Source organism: Phaeospirillum tilakii, from assembly GCF_042683125.1.
In the GTDB taxonomy this organism is placed as follows: domain Bacteria; phylum Pseudomonadota; class Alphaproteobacteria; order Rhodospirillales; family Magnetospirillaceae; genus Phaeospirillum; species Phaeospirillum tilakii.
Genome location: NZ_JBHUIY010000006.1, coordinates 22,631 through 38,550 on the forward strand (window position 1 = coordinate 22,631; position 15,920 = coordinate 38,550).

Here is a 15,920-nt window from a genome sequence, read left to right on the forward strand (position 1 = left end):
ATGGGCAAGCCGACCGGATTCAAGGAATTCGACCGCAAGACCCCGAGCTATCAGCCGGCGGCGGAGCGTGTCCGTCACTATCACGAGTTCACCCTGCCGCTCGAGGCCGACGAGCTGACCCGGCAGGGCGCCCGCTGCATGGATTGCGGCGTGCCGTTCTGTCATCAGGCCTGCCCGGTCAGCAACATGATGCCGGACTGGAACGATCTGGTGTATCGGGGCCGGTGGCAGGAGGCGCTCGCCGTGCTCCATTCCACCAACAACTTCCCCGAATTCACCGGGCGGATCTGCCCCGCCCCGTGCGAGGCGGCCTGCACCCTCAACCTCACCGACCAGCCGGTGACGATCAAGAACATCGAGCTGTCGATCGTCGAGCGCGGCTGGGCCGAGGGCTGGATCGTCCCCGAAATCGCCCAGCACCGCACCGGCAAGAAGGTGGCGGTGGTCGGCGCCGGCCCGGCCGGCCTCGCCGCCGCCCAGCAGCTGGCCCGCGCCGGCCATGACGTCGTCCTGTTCGAGAAGAACGCCAAGGTCGGCGGCCTGCTGCGCTACGGCATCCCCGACTTCAAGCTCGACAAGGGGGTGATCGACCGCCGCGCCGCCCAGATGCAGGCGGAAGGGGTCGAGATCCGCGCCAACACCCTGGTCGGGCGCGACATCAGCGCCGAGGATCTGGTCGCCGGCTTCGACGCGGTGCTGCTGACCGGCGGCTCCGAGCAGCCGCGCGATCTGCCGGTGCCCGGCCGCGAGCTGAACGGGGTCCATTTCGCGATGGAGTTCCTCGCCCAGCAGAACCGCCGCAACGGCGGCGAGCCGGTCGGCGTCGCCGACATCCTCGCCAAGGGCAAGAAGGTGGTGGTGATCGGCGGTGGCGACACCGGCGCCGATTGCGTCGGCACCTCCAACCGCCAGGGCGCGGCCTCGGTCACCCAGATCGAGATCATGGCCCGGCCGCCGGAGAAGGAAGACAAGCTGGTGACCTGGCCGAACTGGCCGTACAAGCTGCGCACCTCCTCGTCGCATGACGAGGGCTGTGATCGCCGCTGGTCGGTCGGCACCGTCCGCTTCACCGGCGAGAACGGCCGCCTGACCGGGCTCGACTGCACCGAGGTCGATGCCAAGTTCCAGCCGATCCCCGGCACCGAGTTCCATCTCGAGGCCGATCTGGTCCTGCTGGCGATGGGCTTCGTCCATCCGGTCCATGCCGGCCTGATCGACGGGCTCGGCATCGCCAAGGACAAGCGCGGCAACGTGCAGGCCGACACCGAGGGGTATCAGACCTCCAATCCCAAGGTGTTCGCGGCCGGCGACATGCGCCGGGGGCAGAGCCTGGTGGTGTGGGCGATCCGCGAAGGCCGTCAGGCCGCCCGCGCCGTCGATGGCTGGCTGATGGGGTCGAGCGCGCTGCCGCGCGTCTGACCGCAAGAGAACAGGGCTCCGGCGGGGAACCGTCGGGGCCCTTTTTCGTGGGCTTTGCCCACACCCACCAGGAACCTGAGGTTCCTGGACCTCCCTGACCGGGAGTCCGCAACGATGACCGATGATCCTCTGACCCTCGATGTGCGCGGGCTGGCCTGTCCGTTGCCCGTGCTGCGCGCCAAGAAGGCCCTCGACCGGATCGAGCCGGGCGCGGTGCTGACCGTGCTCGCCACCGATCCCGGCGCGCTGCGCGATTTTCCCTCCCTCTGTCAGCAGACCGGGCATCATCTGCTCGAGTCCGGGCAGGAGGGCGAGGTTTATCGCTTCCGGATCCAGCGCAAGGGCTGAACCCAGGCCTGGGTGATCGCTCTCCCTCATCCCGATTCGAACCGCCGACGCTGTGTTACGTCAGCGAAACCACCGCGCTCGGCCCGATGTTCCGACCTGAACGTCAGGGTTGGTCAAAATTAATTAGCGATCAGCGGGGTGGATTTCCCGCCCTGCCTTCGTTAGCATCACCCCTAGTCGTTGCCCTTTTTTTGGTCACGAACAGGCGGTGGACATGGTCGGGCTGCGGATATCTTCGATCAGGGCGCGTATCCTTCTGCCGGTGCTGCTGCTGATCATCGGCGGCTTCGTCCTGATCATCGGGCTGGCCAGCCTTGAAGCGTTCGGCGACGCCAAGGCCAACGCGCTGGCGCTGATGCGTCAGACCGCCTTCGCCGCCGCCGGTCAGGTCCGCCAGATGATCGAAACCGGTCAGACCACCGCCCGCGCCAACGCGCTGTGGCTGGGGCGCGACGATCCGGCCAGCCTCGACCGCGCCACCGTCGCCACCGACCTGCTGCGGATCCTGCATGAAAATCCCGGCGTGGTCGGGGTGTTCGCCGGCTTCGAGCCCGATTTCGACCACCGTGACGCCGCCAATGCCGGCGGCAAATGGGGCGACGAGACCGGCCGCTTCCTCGCCTACGCCTACCGCAAGTTCGGCGCCGAAACGGTCGAGGTCACCCCGCTGACCGGCGATCCGGCCGAGCAATTCTGGTACTACACCCCGATCCGCGAAAAGCGCGAGGTGATCACGCCGCCCTATCTCGACGAGGCCGGCGGGCAGAAGACCCTGATGGTGTCGGCGGTGGCGCCGATCCTGTCCGGCGGCAAGGCGGTCGGGGTCGCCACCGTCGATCTCGCCCTCAACCGGCTTCAGCAGGATTTCGCCGCCCTCACCCCGATGGGCACCGGCCGGGTCGGGCTGGTGTCGCATGACCGGCGCTGGGTGGTCGCCACCGGCACCGGCACGGTCGGACAGGCGGTGACCGAGCCCGGCCTGCTCGCCGCGCTCGACCGCACCGGCCGGGGCGAGGTGGCGGAAACCGCCCTGACCGATTCCGCCGGGCGGGCGCAGCTCGCGGTGCTGGTGCCGATCCGCTTCGGCCGCGCCCCCGAAAGCTGGAGCGTGCTGATCGCCGTGCCGGAGGACACCGTGCTGGCGGCGGCGCGGGCGACCCGGACCCGGCTAATCCTGTCGGGCGCCGGAGTGCTGGCGCTGGCGATCCTGCTCGCGCTGGGTCTCGGCAACGCCATCGCCCGGCCGATCCGCGCCCTGACCGGAGCGATGACCCGGCTGGCGGCGGGCGAACTCGACACCGCCATCGCCGGCACCGCCCGCCACGACGAAATCGGGGCGATGGCCCGCGCCGTCGCGGTGTTCAAGGACAACGCCCTGGCGATGGCGGCGTTGCGGCGCGAGGCCGACGATCATGCCGCCCAGGCGGCCGAGCAGCGCCGCCGCCTGCTGATCGACACCGCCCAGGCGTTCGAGACCGAGGTGGCCGCCCTGGTCCGCTCGGTCGGCGAGCGCACCAAGGCGCTCGAGGACAGCGCGCACGGCATGTCCGACACCGCCGCCAGCGCCTCGGCCGGGGCCGACACCGTCGCCCGCGCCGCCGGCGAGGCCACCGACCGGGTCCACACCGTCGCCGCCGCCAGCGAGCAATTGGCCGCCTCGATCGCGGAAATCAGCGGTCAGGTCGGCCAGTCGGCCCAGGTCGCCCGTGACGCCGCCGGCCAGCTCGACCACAGCCGCCAGACCATCCTCGACCTCGCCCAGGCGGCCGAGCGAATCGGCGACGTGGTCGCCCTGATCACCGACATCGCCAGCCAGACCAACCTGTTGGCCCTCAACGCCACCATCGAGGCGGCCCGGGCCGGCGAGGCGGGCAAGGGCTTCGCGGTGGTGGCGGGCGAGGTCAAGAACCTCGCCAACCAGACCGCGCGGGCCACCGACGAGATTTCCAGCCAGATCGGGGCGGTGCAGGCCCGCACCCGCGACGCCGTCGCGGTGCTGGGGGCGATCGGCGCCACCATCGACAGCGTCAACGCCATCTCGGCCCAGATCTCCGCCGCGGTCGAGCAGCAATCCGCCGCCACCCGCGAAATCAGCCGCAACGTCCACCATGCCGCCGATGGCACCGCCGAGGTGTCGCGCGCCATCGCCGGGGTCAACGACGCGATGCGCCGGAATGGCGCGCGGGCGGCGGAGATGCGGGAATCGATGCAGCAGCTCGGGACGGAAATGCGCGGACTCGACGCCCAGGTCGAGGGCTTCCTGGCGCGGATCCGGGCCTGAGCCGCGATGGCGCGGTCAGTCCCACCGCTCGTGATAGGAAAAGGTCGGCAGCCGCCAGCCGCGCCAGATCGCCAGCAGCCGCAGCACCAGCCCGGCCACCACGCTGATGGCGATGGCGATCGGCTCGGCCACGCCACAGAAGGCCAGGCCGAGATAGAGCGCGCACACCGCCAGCGACACCACCGCGTACAGTTCGCCGCTGAACACGATCGGCACCTGATTGCACAGAACGTCGCGCAGGATGCCGCCGCAGATCCCGGTGATCATCCCGGCCAGGATCACCACCGGGGTGGCGTAGTCCATCTCCACTGCCACCCGGCAGCCGATCAGCGAAAAGGCCGCCAGTCCCATCGCGTCCAGCACCAGGAACAGCCGTTTCAGCCGGACCATGTGGCGGGCGATCAGGGTGGTGAGCAGACCGGCCGACACCACCAGATAAATCGTGCCGGGATGCTGGGTCCAGCCGATCGGGAAATGGCCCAGCACCAGATCGCGGATGGTCCCGCCGCCCAGCGCGGTGACGAAGGCGATCACCACCACGCCGAAGAAATCGAGATTGCGCTGTCCGGCCGCCAGCGCGCCCGACATCGCCTCGGCGGTGATCGCAACGAAATAAACCACCGTCAGCAGCATCCGCCACCGCCCCTTCCTGCCAAGGTCATGCTGGTCCCCCGCCGGAGATTATCCCCGGGAAGATGGCGGATTCGTGGCCGAACCCAGCCCCCCCTCCCTGGCCGATCCACCGCAGGGACGCCCGGTCCCGGAGGCGGTCGGCGTAGATCGTCCAAACGTATGGGGAGATAAATATGTTAACAAATTCTACCTATATGGGAGAGATCCGTCCCTGACACCGGACGGTAACTTTTCCCGAGAAAATCGCCGTTTCATCATCTGGGGATTGGCGCGGGGCGGATCAAGCATGGCCGCAGCGGCGGAGCGGTGAGAGGAAATCAACGACCATCAGGAGATTCTGGGTTACAGTTTGGAACGTTTGGCATGTGCGCCTGAGCCGAGGCGCGTGATCCTCTGTTTCCCACGACCGTGATTTTGTAGCGACCAAGGAGGGGACAGGCAGCGTTCACGGACCGACGATCGCTCAAGAATCGGGTTCGTGCGCCAATGGCTGGATGATCAGACAAAGGAGAGGGTTCGATGAATTTTTCCGATTGGAAAATCTCCCGTAAATTATCCATTTCATTCGGCGGCGTTCTTCTGATCATGACGTGCGTGTCGGCCGCGACCTGGTCGGTTCTGGCGACCCTGGACCATGCCAATGAATGGAACACCCATACCTACACGGTGCTGGGGACGGTCGAGGAGATCAAGGGCGCGATGCTGGACCAGGAGACCGGACTGCGCGGTTTCCTGGTGTCGGGCGAGGACGGCTTCCTTGCCCCCTATCGCGCCGGTCATGCCAGTTTCGAGAGCGCGCTCGGCCGGCTGCGCGGGCTGACCCGGGACAATCCGGTCCAGCAGGGCCGGATCGACGGGCTGGAGCGGCAGGCCGGACGGTGGCACAACGAGATCGCCACCCGGGAGATCGATCTGGCCCGGCAGGGCCGGATCGAGGAGGCGCGCCAGCTGGAGGCCTCGGGCCAGGGCAAGGCCAGCATGGACGCGGTGCGGTCGATCCTGGGCGAGATCCGCGACACCGAGGCGGCGCTGCTGGCCCAGCGCGGGCAGGAGGCGGCCTCGGCCAGTTCGACCGCCCGCCTGTCGGTGGCCGGCGGCCTGCTGGCCGGCCTCGCCCTGGCGCTGGCGATGATCCTGCTGCTGATCCGCACCGTTTCGACCCCGATCACCGCGATGACGGCGGCGATGACCCGGCTGGCCGGCGGCGACAAGGGGGTGGCGATCCCCGCCACCGAGCGGCGCGACGAGGTCGGGGCGATGGCCCAGGCGGTGCAGGTGTTCAAGGACAACCTGATCCAGGCCGAGCAATTGCGCGCCGCCCAGGAGCAGGACCGGGCCGCGCGCGAACGCCGCGCCAGCGTGATCGAGACCGAGACCCGCCGCTTCGACGGCACGGTCGGCGAATTGCTGGTCACCCTTGAAAGCTCGGCGACGCGGATGCAGGCCACCGCCGGGACCATGTCGGCCAGCGCCGGGGAAAGCGCGCGTCAGGCCGGGGTGGTGGCCAGCGCCGCCGAGGAGATTTCCGCCAGCGTCCAGACCGTCGCCTCGGCGGCGGAGGAACTGTCCAGCTCGATCAACGAGATCGGCCGGCAGGTGACCCAATCCTCGCAGATCGCCGGCAACGCGGTGGAACAGGCCCGCGAAACCAACACCATCGTCAACGGTCTGGCCGACGCCGCCGCCCGGATCGGCGACGTGGTGCAGTTGATCACCGACATCGCCAGCCAGACCAACCTGCTGGCGTTGAACGCGACGATCGAGGCAGCGCGGGCCGGCGACGCCGGCAAGGGCTTCGCGGTGGTCGCCAACGAGGTCAAGGGGCTGGCCAACCAGACCGCCAAGGCCACCGAAGAGATCGGCCAGCAGATCGCCGAGGTCCAGGGCGCCACCGCGCAGGCGGTGGAGGCAATCAAGGCGATCGCCGGGATCATCGGCCAGATCAACGACATCAGCGTCGGCGTCGCGGCGGCGGTCGAGGAACAGGGCGCGGCGGCGCAGGAGATCGCCCGCAACGTCCAGCAGGCGGCGATCGGCACCGCCGAGGTCACCACCAACATCGCCGGAGTCCAGCGCGCTGCCGCCGAGGCCGGTCAGGCCTCGACCGAGGTGCTGGGCGCCTCGGGCATCCTGTCGCGCGAGACCGACCGGCTGAAGGGGGCGGTGCAGACGTTCCTGGGCGAAGTCCGCGCCGCCTGAACGGCCCGCGTCGTTATTGGGCTATCGCCCAAACCCATTTGGGGCGATGCCCCAAACCCCCTTTGTTTTCAAACAAGGGGGAGGTCTGGAGGCGCCAGCCTCCAGGCGGGGTGCGGGGCGGCAGCCCCGCCAGGGGGGCTTAACGCGTGATCCTGAGCAGCGACCGCAACCGACCGCAGGTCTCGGCATCGGCCGCGCCGTTAAGCAACCAGGGCCGAAAATGGCGCTGGAACGCCACCAGCGCGGCGGTCGGCTCGCTGACGTCGTAACCGTAATGGGCCAGCCCGGCCAGGATCACCGCCAGCGGCGGCGGCTCGACCGGCTCGCCGCACGGCCACAGGCCGATGCCGTGATGCTCGGCCAGGTCCTGCCAGGGGAACAGCTCGCCCGGATCCTCCTTGCGGGTGGGGGCGATGTCGGCATGGGCCACCACGTTGCGCGGCGGGATCGGATGGCGGGCCAGGATGCCCTGAACCAGCGGCACCAGCGCGACCAACTGGGCGTCGGTGAAGGGCCGGTAGCCGAATTCGTGGCCGGGATTGACCAGTTCGATCCCGATCGAGCGCGAATTGATGTCGGTCTCGCCCCGCCACCACGCCTGCCCGGCATGCCACGCCCGGCGGTCCTCATCGACCAGCGCCTCGATCCGCCCGTCCTCGTCGATCAGGTAATGGGCGCTGACCTTGGCCTCGGGATCGGTCATGCGGGCGCGGGCGTGATCGGCGGTCGGCATCCCGGTGTAATGCAGCACCAGCATGTCGACCGGCCCGCCCCGGCGCGGTTCGTGGTTGGGCGAGGGCAGCGGCTCGATCGCGATCATGATTTCCCCCGGGCGGATCCGGTCCAGAGTTGCACCACCGCCACCCCGGCGACGGTCAGCACGCCCCCGGCCAGCTTGTGCCAGGTCAGCGGCTCGCCCAGCAGCAGCACGCCGCCGGTGATGCCGACCGCCGGCCCGAGCAGGGTGTAGGGCACCACCTTGTTGAGGGCATGGCGGCGCACCAGCCAGTACCACAGCGAATAGGCCACCAGCGAGGCGCCGACGACGATATAGGCCAGCCCGGCCCAGCCGCGCCAGTCGGTGGCGGCCAGCGCCGCCGCCTGATCCTGCTCGACCAGCGCCGACAGAATCAGCAGCAGCGGCGCGGCGACCAGCGCCATCCCGCCATTGAGGGCAAGTGGATCGATCGGCCCGATCCGCTTGACCACCAGATTGGACAGCGCCCAGCACAGGGTGCTGACCGCCATCACCAGCAGCGGCCCGATCCCTTGGGCATGGGGCTCGCCCGCCAGCAGCGCCACCCCGGCGAAGGCCAGCCCCAGCCCGGCCCCCCGCCGCCAGCCCAACGGCTCGCGATAGGCCACCCAGGCGACCAGGGCGCTGAACGGGATCGACAATTGCACCGCGACGGTGGCGGCGGCGGCGTCCATCCCACGCACGGCAAGGAACAGCAGCCCGAAATGGCCAACGCCCAACACCAGCGCCAGCAGCGCCACCAACCGCCATTGCCCCCGCTTCGGCCGCACCCACGGCAACAGCAGCGCGGCAACGATGACGAAGCGAATGCCGGTCAACAGAAACGGAGGCAGGGTGGCGACGGCCGCCTTGATCGCGACCATGTTGCCGCCCCACAGCGCCGAGACGGCGATCGCGGCGAGGATCTCGATCGGCGCCAGCCGCCCCATCACCCCGCCCGCCCCACGAAGGAGGGGACAGGGATCCAAGGGCCCCCGGCCCTTGGCGGGTGCGGGCAGCGCCCGCGCGATCCCCCCCGCCCCATTTTACTTGCCCCCCGCCGCCTCGCGCTTGGCTTCAAGCTCAAGCCAGCGATCCTCGGCCGCGCTCAGTTCGCCCCGGGCGAGATCGAGCCGCCCCGCCGCCTCGCTCAGCCGCTCCGGCTTGCGGCTGTAGAGGGTCGGATCGGCGATCTCGGTTTCCAGTTTGGCGATCTCGACCTCCAGCTCGGCGATCCGCTTCGGCAGCCGTTCCAATTCCCGGGTCTCGTTGTAGGACAGCCGCACCCGCCCCGGCGCCGAAGCCGGCCTTGCCGCCGCCACCGCCGCCGGCTTGACCGCCGCCGGGGGAGCGACCGGCGCCGGCCGCTGGCGCAGATAATCGCTGTAGCCGCCATCATATTCGACCACCTCGCCGTCGCCCTCGACCGCGATCACGCTGGTGACCAGACGGTCGAGGAAATCGCGGTCGTGGCTGACCAGCAGCAGGGTGCCGTCATAATCCGCCAGCATCTCTTCGAGCAGATCGAGGGTGTCGATGTCGAGATCGTTGGTCGGCTCGTCGAGGATCAGCAGGTTGGAGGGCTTGGCCAGCAGCTTGGCCAGCAGCAGCCGGTTGCGCTCGCCGCCCGACAGGGCGCGGACCGGGGTGCGGGCCTGGGCCTCGCTGAACAGGAAGTCCTTCATGTAGCCGACGACGTGGCGGGGGGTGCCGCGCACCCACACCTGATCGCCGCGCCCGTCGGTCAGGGTGTCCCACACGCTGGCTTCCGGGTCGAGCAGCGAGCGGTGCTGGTCGAAGGTGGCGGTCTCCAGATTGGTGCCAATCCGCACCGTGCCGGCATCGGGGGCGAGCGCCCCGGTCAGCAGCTTGAGCAGGGTCGATTTGCCGGCGCCGTTGCGGCCGATCAGGCCGACCCGGTCGCCGCGCAGGATCCGGGTCGAGAAATCGCGGCAGATCACCCGCGCGCCGAACGCCTTGGCGAGATGGCTGGCCTCGATCACCAGCCGCCCCGACAGATCGCCGGATTCGGCCGCCAACTGAACCTGCCGCCCGGCATCGAGCAGCGCGGTCTTGCGCTCGCCGCGCTCGGCCCGCAGCACCTGCAACGCCCGGACCCGGCCCATGTTGCGCCGCCGCCGCGCGGTGACGCCGCGGGCCAGCCAGTGCAGTTCCTGGCGCAGCTTGTTCTCGACCCGGGCCAGGGTGGCCTCCTCGGCCGCCAGCACCTCTTCCTGCCATTCGGTGAAGCGGTTGAAGCCGACCTCGGCCCGGCGCACCACCCCGCGTTCCAGCCACAAAGTCTGCTTCGACACGGTGTCGAGGAAGCGGCGGTCGTGGCTGATCATCACCACCGCGCCGGAGAAGGCGGCCAGCCATTGCTCCAGCCACAGGATGGTGGGCAGGTCGAGATGGTTGGTCGGCTCGTCGAGCAGCAGCACATCGGGCTCGCCGACCAGGGCGTGGGCCAAGGCGGCGCGGCGGGCCTCGCCGCCCGACAGGGTGGCGGTGTCGCGGTCGCCGCTGAGGCCGACCGCGTCGAGCAGGACCTCGACCCGATAGGTCTGGTCGCGCTCGCCCTCGGGCAGGCCGGTGGCGACGTGATCGGCGACGGTCGGGCCGCCGAGGGTCGGCTCCTGGGCCAGCAGGGCGACGCGGCAGCCGGGCTGGAGGAAACGCTCGCCGGAATCGGCGAGGATCTCGCCGGCGAACACCTTGAGCAGGGTGGATTTGCCGGAACCGTTGCGACCGACCAGACAGGTCTTGTCGCCCCGGCCGATGGCGGCGGTGACGCCTTCGAACAGCGGTTTGCCGCCGAAGGTCAGGCGCACGTCGCGCAGGGTGAGCAGAGGGGGAGGAGCCATGACCGATGGCCTACCATTCCCGGCGGGTGACGTCAAACCCGGCGCCCCGACCCGGCGCGCCTTTGACCGGCTTCATGCCGCGCCCCCGCCCCTTTCCGTCATCCCGAACCGGGGGCCCGCCGCACATTCATCCTGCCATTGACCAGTCCGATCCGAAAACGCGTCACCGTCACGGGCGGAATCAATCCACACTCGATGTTCTGGCGGATGATGTCGCATCCCAAATCAACGTTCCGGTAGACCATGTCTTTGAGATTGGGCGCGATCGTCCCGATATTGTAATTGTACCATTTGAGATTCAGCAGCTTTTCAATCAGATCGTCATCGAATCTCTTCCTGATGACCCGGGCCGGGACCCCGCCGACGATGGCATAGGGCTCGACATCGCGCGTGACCACGGCGCCCGATCCGATGATGGCACCGTCTCCAATCCGCACGCCCCGCATGATGGTCGCCTTGGCGCCAATCCAGACATCGTTGCCAATGACCGTCGGAGGATTCCGGGTGTGATCCTCCGGGTTATTGATATTTTGATAGAAGGCATTCCGCTCGAATGGCCCGCCGTGACAAAAACTGAACAGATGAGTGGACAGAAAATCGGGGGGATGATTGGTCGGACCGATCGTCACATCCCAACCGATTGAGCAATAGCGCCCAATCTCCACATCCCCGGTGATGGTCGCGTTCCGACCGATATAAGAGAAAAATCCGATACGCAGCGGGGTGCTGATTTCCCCAGGACCATTAATATTGAAGGGACCCTCGGCTTCGATATATCCACCAAGCCTTACCGACGGATCGATCCACAAATTATACTCGGTAGAGCCCTCCCAAACGGTACCGGTAAATATAGCCGACAGATCGACATCGTCCATTCTTCGCCCCCGGCCCGCATCGCCCCAGCCAGTGCCGGAGCCGGTGGGAAACCCTGTCATACTCTTCCGCCATCAGCAATACTGCGTATCCCCCCCCGGCGCGGCTTGGGATCACCCGTCGAGACGATCGAGCACGGCAACCAGATCCGCCACGGCTTCGGCCAAGGGCTCGACCGGGCCGGGCCGGCCGGCGCGGGCGGCGCGTTCGACCTCGGCCGCCAGGGCGCCCAACGCCTCGGCGCCGACATTGCCGGCGGTGCCCTTCAGGCTGTGCGCCAGCGCGGCGAGACGGTCGGCCGCGCCCTCGGCGGCGGCGGCGCGCAGAACGGCCGGGGTATCGCGGTGGCTGGCGACCACGGCGGCGGCGAGACGGCGGACGAAGTCACGGCGCCCGCCATGACGGGCCAGCAGACAGGCCGGGTCGAAGCCGGGCACGGCGGAGGGCGGGGCGACGTGGCGCAGGATCGCCGCCACCAGGGTGTCGCTCTGCACCGGCTTGACCACCCGCTCGACCAGCGCGTCGGCCCCGGCGGGGCGGGTTTCCTCGCCGAGCGCGTCGGCGGTCAGGCCGATCACCGGCAGGCCGGGGGCGAAGGCGGCGACGGCGCGGGCCAGATCGTAGCCATCCATTTCCGGCATGTGCAGGTCGGTCACCACCACGTCAAACGCTCCGGCATCGGCCGCGCGCAGCGCCTCGAGGGCGAGGCGGCCATTGTCGAAGCAGCTCAGCCGGGCGCCCTCCCCGCTCAGCATGTCCTCCAGCACCAGCCGGTTGACCGGGTTGTCCTCGGCCCCCAGCACCCGCAGCCCGGCGAGGCGGGCGGTACCGGCGGCGGCGCCCTGGCGGCGGGCCGGTTCGGCCAGCAGCCGGCGTAGCCGGCGCGGGCGCAGCGGCCGTTCCAGCACCACCGCCGCCTCGCAGCCGGGGACGGTGCCCTCGGCCACCCCGGCGGCGCCGGCATCGGCCAGGATCGCCACCGCGCCGCCCGCCGCCAGCCTGGGCGCGGTGGCGGCGGCGGTGGCCGGGTCGGCCAAGGCGGCGCGGTCGATCACCACCAGCGCCGCGTCGACCGGCAGCGTCGCCCCCCCGGCCAGCGGCCGCACCACCCCCTCGGCCAGCGGCCGCGCCGCCGGCAGCGCGGTCAGCATCTGCGCCGTCTCGTCCTCGGGCAGGCCGAGCAGGACGACCGCGCCCTCGGGCCAGGGCGGCGGCGGCTCGGCCCCGACCAGCGGCAGGGTGACGGTGAAGGTGCTGCCGCCGCCGGGAACGCTGGTGACGGCGATGGCGCCGCCCATCAGCCCGAGCAGGTCATGGGTGATCGACAGGCCGAGCCCGGTGCCGCCGAAGCGGCGGGTGGTCGAGCCGTCGGCCTGCTCGAACGGCTTGAACAACCGCTCGACCGCCTCGGGGGCGATGCCGATCCCGCTGTCGCTGACCGCCAGCACCAGCCGGTCGGCCTCGACCGCCGCCCGCAGCGTCACCGCGCCGCCGGCCGGGGTGAACTTGATCGCGTTGCTGAGCAGGTTGACCAGCACCTGCCGCAGCCGGTTGGGATCGCCCAGGCAGCGCGCCGGCAGATCGGGGGCCTCGTGCACGGTGAAATGCACCCCCTTGTCGCCGGCCCGCAGCGCCAGCATCTCGACCGCGCGGTCGATCACCTCGCCCAGATCGAGCGAAATGCGCTCGACCGTCATCTTGCCGGACTCGATCTTCGAGAAATCGAGCACGTCATCGACCACGTCCTGCAACCCGTGCGCCGCCTCGATGATCCGGCCGCACATCTCGGCCCCGGCGCCGTCGCGGCGCTGGCCGATCTGGGCCAGACCGAGGATCGCCGCCAGCGGGGTGCGGATCTCATGGCTCATGTTGGCGAGGAAGGCGCGGCGCACCCCGGCCAGCCGCTCGGCCTCGGCCAGCGCCGCCTCGCGCGCCCGCTCCGCCGCCTGCCGGGCGGAAATGTCGGTGAAGCTGACCACCGCGCCGACGATCTTCCCCCCCTGCACCATCGGATGGGACGAATAGCTGACCGGCAGCGCCCGGCCGTCGGCGGTGCGGAACACCTCGCCCTCGACCCGGCGCACCTCGCCCCCGGTCAGGGTCGCCTCGATCGGACAGTCGGCCTTGGCATAGGGGGCGCCGTCGCCGTGCCCGTGCAGCAGCACGGCATGGCAGCAGCGGCCGATCAATTGTTCGGGCCGGTAGCCGAGCAGGGCGCAGCCGCCGGGATTGATGAAGGTGATGGCGCCGGCCGGATCGAGCCCGAACAGACCGTCGGCGGTGGATTCGAGGATCAGCCGCAGCCGCGCCTCGGCGCTTTCCAGTTCGGCGGTGCGGGCCGCCACCGCCTGTTCCAGTCCCTGGCGGTGCCGTTCCAGCTCGGCCTCGATCGCCTTGCGGGTGGTGATGTCCTGGCAGAAGGCGGCGAAGCGGCCGGGAGCGATCCGCACCGCCGCCAGCGACACCCACGGCTGGCGCCCGTCGGCGCCGATCAGGCGGTATTCGGCGGCGATCCGTCCGCTGGCGTTGAGGGCGACCAGATCGCGCAGCGCCCGGGTCCGGTCGCCCTCGGCGACCAGATCGGCGATCGAGCGCCCCGTGAGCGTCGCCGCGTCCCAGCCCAGCAGCGCCACGGCGGCGGGATTGACTTCGGCCAGCCTGCCGTCGCCGTCGGTAATCAGGATCGCCAGCGGCGAGGCCTCGATGTAGGTGCGGAAGCGCTCCTCGCTCTGGCGCAGGGCCAGCTCGCTCTGATAGCGCCGGGTGATGTCGCGGCCGATGCCGAGCACCCCGATCACCCGTCCCTCGCCGTCGAGCATCGGCGCCTTGATGGTTTCCAGCAGCGCGGTCTGGCCGTCATCGGCGAAGGTGATCCATTCCTCGTTGGCGGTGGGCCGGCCGGCGGCGATCGCCTTGAGGTCATGGGCGCGGAAGAACTCGGCCTGGGCGCGCGGCAGCAGATCGAAATCGGTGCGGCCGACGATCTCGGCCTCGTCGCGGCCGATGAAGCGGCGGAAGGCATGGTTGCAGCTGAGATAGATCCCGCCGACATCCTTCAGCCACACCAGGTCGGGAATGGTGTGGATCAGGGTGGCGAGCAGGCCGCGTTCCTTTTCCAGCTCGGCCTGGAGCCGCTCGCCGGCGCGGCGGGCGGTGACGTCGTGAAAGGCGACCAGGATGCCGTCGGGCAGGACGATCCGCGACAGTTCGATCGTCCGCGTCATCCCGTCCTTGCAGGCGATCGGATAATCCTGCGGCCCGGCGGCGGCATCCCCGCCCCCCCGCGCCACGTCGCGCGCGGCGGCCCAGGCGGCCTGGGCCCGGTCGCGCACCGCCGGATCGGGATAGGCCAGAGTCCACCACGCCTCGAGGGTGACGAGGTCGTCCTCGTCATAGCCGAACACCGCGCGGAAGCGGGCATTGAGCGTCACCCGCTCGGAGCCGTGCTCGACATAGGCCATCGGCACCGGCGAGCGCAGGAACATGCGGCGGAAGCGGTCCTCGCTCTCGCGCAGGCGGGCGTTGGTCTGGTCGAGCCGGTCGCGGGCGGCGATCACCTCGGCCACCGGCAGCGGCGGCGGCGCCCCGGCCGGGGCGGTCGCCAGCCAGTCCATCGTCGCCGACAGCCGCCGCGCCGCGAACAGGCCGACCAGCCCGCCCACCAGCGTCACCAGGGCAACCCCGGCGGCGCAGACCGCCACCACCCCCAGCAGCGACCGCCAGTACAAAGCCTGGGGGATCGCCACCGTCGCGGTCCACGGCGCCACCCCGGTGGCAACGGTGAAGCGCACCGCCTCGTCCTCGCCCGTCACCGCCGCGCCACGGCGAACGATCTCCGCCCCGGCGCTGTCGCCGAGGACGACGCCCCAGCCGGGCGGCAGCCGGATCTGGTCGAGGATCTGCTGGAACGCGGCGGCCTCGAGGGTGGTCAGCAGGATCGCGGTGACCTTCCCCTGGCGCAGCACCGGCACCGCCACCCCGGTCAGCGGCAGGTTGGCGATCGGGCCGGTGAACAGGTCTCCCACCTCGGGCCGGCCCTGGCGGCGGGCCTCGACCGCCGCCGACCGCCCGGCCGGCAGCGGCAGCGGCGGCAGCGCCGTGCCGAGCGGAACCCGGGTGTTGAACAGCATCCGCATCGGCTCGGTGGCGCTGGCCAGCACCACCTGACTGCCGAAGCTGCGGGGGAATTCGCCCGCCTCGCGATACAGCGCCGGCCACGAATCCGGCCGGTCGGCGTTGGGCGAGGCGGCCAGCATGGTCAGGGCGCCGATCCGTGCCGACAGATATTGATCGACCGCCGCCGCGACATCCTCGGCCAGCCCCAGCGCCTGACGCCGGTCCTCGCCCTGGTGATGGAAGAACAGGTCGGCGGACAGCCACAGCGCCAGCGCCACCACCGGCAGCAGGCTGACCACCACCAACCGGGTCAGGAAACGCGACAGGCGCATCCCGCCGCCGTTCCGGGGACCGGGCAGCCCGGTCAGGACATCGGGAAACGGCGGCGTCGGCAACATCGTCGTCATGGTACAGGGGACTCCCCGCCCCCGGCGGGACGGCCGCTGCCGCC

9 protein-coding genes and 1 pseudogene are annotated in these 15,920 nt (G+C 70.2%); 4 read left to right on the plus strand and 6 right to left on the minus strand.

Annotated elements, in window-relative coordinates:
- The 3 genes from ACFSNB_RS04595 to ACFSNB_RS04605 all read left to right on the plus strand — a co-directional run bounded on the left by ACFSNB_RS04595 (position 1) and on the right by ACFSNB_RS04605 (position 4,048).
- Positions 1 to 1,419: a glutamate synthase subunit beta gene (locus ACFSNB_RS04595; RefSeq protein WP_377314861.1), complete on the plus strand. Its 1,419-nt coding sequence runs from the start codon at positions 1 to 3 to the stop codon at positions 1,417 to 1,419.
- A 114-nt stretch (positions 1,420 to 1,533) separates the two neighbouring features.
- Positions 1,534 to 1,767 (plus strand): sulfurtransferase TusA family protein, encoded by a 234-nt coding sequence (locus ACFSNB_RS04600; protein WP_377314862.1) that lies wholly within the window; start codon positions 1,534 to 1,536, stop codon positions 1,765 to 1,767.
- A 214-nt stretch (positions 1,768 to 1,981) separates the two neighbouring features.
- Positions 1,982 to 4,048, plus strand: coding sequence for a methyl-accepting chemotaxis protein (locus tag ACFSNB_RS04605; RefSeq protein ID WP_377314863.1), 2,067 nt, complete (start codon positions 1,982 to 1,984; stop codon positions 4,046 to 4,048).
- A gap of 15 nt (positions 4,049 to 4,063) precedes the next feature.
- Here ACFSNB_RS04605 and ACFSNB_RS04610 read toward each other — a convergent pair whose 3' ends face one another.
- A complete protein-coding gene (locus tag ACFSNB_RS04610) occupies positions 4,064 to 4,681 on the minus strand; it encodes a trimeric intracellular cation channel family protein (RefSeq protein ID WP_377314864.1) in 618 nt (205 codons plus the stop codon).
- A 585-nt stretch (positions 4,682 to 5,266) separates the two neighbouring features.
- Here ACFSNB_RS04610 and ACFSNB_RS04615 point away from each other — a divergent pair.
- Positions 5,267 to 6,880 (plus strand): CHASE3 domain-containing protein, encoded by a 1,614-nt coding sequence (locus ACFSNB_RS04615; protein WP_377314865.1) that lies wholly within the window; start codon positions 5,267 to 5,269, stop codon positions 6,878 to 6,880.
- Positions 6,881 to 7,019: 139 nt separating this feature from the next.
- Here ACFSNB_RS04615 and ACFSNB_RS04620 read toward each other — a convergent pair whose 3' ends face one another.
- The 5 genes and pseudogenes from ACFSNB_RS04620 to ACFSNB_RS04640 form a co-directional block, all read right to left on the minus strand.
- On the minus strand, positions 7,020 to 7,700 hold the full coding sequence (locus tag ACFSNB_RS04620; protein WP_377314866.1) for an N-acetylmuramoyl-L-alanine amidase: 681 nt from the start codon (positions 7,698 to 7,700) through the stop codon (positions 7,020 to 7,022).
- Positions 7,697 to 8,566, minus strand: coding sequence for a DMT family transporter (locus ACFSNB_RS04625; RefSeq protein ID WP_377314867.1), 870 nt, complete (start codon positions 8,564 to 8,566; stop codon positions 7,697 to 7,699). Before ACFSNB_RS04625 ends, ACFSNB_RS04620 begins: the two co-directional genes overlap by 4 nt.
- 96 nt (positions 8,567 to 8,662) lie before the next feature.
- Positions 8,663 to 10,480 carry an ABC-F family ATP-binding cassette domain-containing protein gene (locus tag ACFSNB_RS04630; RefSeq protein WP_377314868.1) on the minus strand — a complete coding sequence of 606 codons (1,818 nt, stop codon included), beginning with the start codon at positions 10,478 to 10,480 and terminating at the stop codon, positions 8,663 to 8,665.
- Between the two features lie 298 nt (positions 10,481 to 10,778).
- A pseudogene (locus tag ACFSNB_RS04635) lies at positions 10,779 to 10,974 on the minus strand (CatB-related O-acetyltransferase); the annotation flags it as partial.
- Between the two features lie 492 nt (positions 10,975 to 11,466).
- Entirely contained in the window at positions 11,467 to 15,876 is a 4,410-nt protein-coding gene (locus ACFSNB_RS04640; RefSeq protein ID WP_377314869.1) for a PAS domain S-box protein, read from the minus strand.
- Between the last annotated feature and the right edge of the window lie 44 nt (positions 15,877 to 15,920).